Annotated in this window: 1 protein-coding gene; it reads right to left on the reverse strand. The window is 62.2% G+C overall.

Annotated elements, in window-relative coordinates; all coding sequences use genetic code 11:
• Positions 1-76 precede the first annotated feature (76 nt).
• Positions 77-2242, reverse strand: coding sequence for an SF1B family DNA helicase RecD2 (gene recD2 / locus ACZ7KI_RS43295; protein WP_470278808.1), 2166 nt, complete (start codon positions 2240-2242; stop codon positions 77-79).
• Positions 2243-2384: the final 142 nt, after the last annotated feature.

Genomic DNA, 2384 nt, shown 5'->3' on the forward strand with positions numbered 1-2384 from the left:
ACTTCTTCTTGCCCATAGTCTCCATGATGAGGGACATCCTTCCGGAGGCACACAGCCTCCTGATCTTGGATGTCCGTCAAAACGGGTCACGCCCAGCCAACTGGAATGCGCGTCGATGGCCGACGACTACGACAAGCTTCTTGGCCCGGGTGATGGCTGTGTAGAGCAGGTTTCGTTGTAGGAGCACATGTGGTGTGCCGGTGATGAGGGGGATGACGACATAAGGGTATTCGCTGCCTTGAGAGCGGTGGACGGTGATGGCGTAGGCGTGGGCGAGGTCCTCTAATTCATCCAGGTCGTAGGTGACGGTTTCGCCGTCGTCGAGCCGGACCTCGATGTGCTGGTCCTCCATGTTGATCGCGCTGACGATACCGCTCGCTCCGTTGAACACGCCGTGGGTGCCTTTGGCGTAGTCGTTGCGGGTGGGCGTCACCCGGTCGCCGATGCGGAAGGCGCGCTCGTCGGCCCAGTACTGGGTTTGGTCGTCGCCGTGTGGATTGAGTTCGTCCTGGAGGAGGCGGCCGATGTTGAGGGCTCCGGTTTCTCTGCTCTTGGCTGGACACAGGACCTGGACGTCTTGTGGCGCAACGCCTTGCTTTCTGGGCAGGCGTCGAGTGGCGATATCGACCACCAGGTTCGGAATGCTGCCGGATTCGGTCTCTTCAATGTCGTGGAACCAGAATTCGGCGCTGTTGTCCGGCATTCTTCCCGCTACGACGTTGTTCGCGCTCTCGACGATGCTGCTGCCGGGTCCCTGTCGGTAGACCTGATCGAGGCGGACCGACGGAATGGTGACGACGTCAAGCAGGTCGGCCAGGATGCAACCAGGTCCGACGCTGGGGAGCTGGTCGACATCGCCGACCAGGAGAAGGTGGCTGCCGGACGGGATCGCGCGGATGAGTTTGTCGGCAATGGTGATGTCCAGCATTGATACCTCGTCGACGACGATGATGTCCGCGTGTGTTGCGTCGCTGACGCCGAACAGGCCGCCGTCGTCTGGTCGGTTGTACCGATCGTGCACCAGCCGGTGAACTGTCATCGCGCGGAGGCCAGTGAGATCGGAGAGTCGTTTGGCCGCGCGCCCGGTCGGCGCGGCGAGGGTGATCTTCGCACCTCGCGACTTGGCCTCGCGGGCGATCGCGCCAACGGTGTAGCTCTTGCCGCAGCCTGGGCCGCCTGTGAGGATTGACACCGTTTGCGTGAACGCCATGAGGACAGCGTCTTCTTGGCGTTGGCTCAACGGCGGCTCGGGTGCTTCGGCAAGGTCTGTTGCTACATGACGGTTTGCGGCGGGTCGGGGCATATGCGACGACGATTGCAGCAGTCGTCGCAGGTTGGCTGCGAGGGTTGTCTCGGCTCGGTGGAGCCAGACGATGAAAACGACTACGTCCTCTTCATCGTCCGGGGCGTGTTCGATGATGACTCGCTCCTGGTCGCGCAGGCGGTGCAGCGCAGTGCGAATCAGTTCTGCGTTTTGGCCGACCAACTCGACGGCATTCCGGATGAGCGCGCTGTAGGGCAGGTAGCAATGCCCGGCCTTGCTGCGCGCTTCGTCCAGTACGTGGACGAGCGCCGCTTGCAGCCGTGCTGTGCTCTGCTCGGGAACTCCGACCGCGAGCGCGATCTTGTCCGCTGTAAGGAACCCGATGCCACGAACTTGCTCGATCAGCTGATAGGGCTGCTGCTGCACGATCCTCAGTGCCTCGGCACCCAGCTGTTTGTGGATGCGGACGGCCAGGGACGGGCTGACTCCGACGCCTTGCAGGAACACCATGACTCCGCGAATCGCTTGTTGTTCCTGCCAGCCTTCGAGGATCATGGTTTGGCGTGCCTGCCCGATCAGATGGACCTCCTGCAGGCGATGCGGTTCGTTGTCAATGACATCGAGTGTGTTCGCACCGAAGCGGTCCACGATCGATTGCGCGATGCTCTTGCCGATGCCTTTGATCAGGCCGGAGCCGAGGTAGCAGCGAATCGCGTGGATGGTGGCGGGCAGGATGTGCTCGCACTCAGTCACACGGAAGGTCTCGGCATGTCGGACGCCGGTTGCCCATCGACCGGAGACTCGAAGGGTTTCGCCGGGCTGCAGGCCGGCCAGGATCATGCCCGCGATCTTTGCCGTGTCGTCGCGTTCGCCGATGGTGAGGAGGGCGATGGTGTGGCCGTCCGCGCCGACGTGAATGATGCGTTCGACGACGCCTTCAATGACGATGCTGACTGGTTCCGGCAACGTGATCTCCACAGCCCCAGGTCCCCGGTCAGTGCTCCGCCGGACGTGGAGCGCATCTTAGAGAGCGTCTGAGAACTGATGTCACTGGTCTGGGTTGCGGGTGAGTCGGCTGGTCATGGTTCTGATCATGGCGATGTAGATCATGGCTTCGTGG

The sequence above is a fragment of the Amycolatopsis sp. NPDC039088 genome, assembly GCF_055598845.1.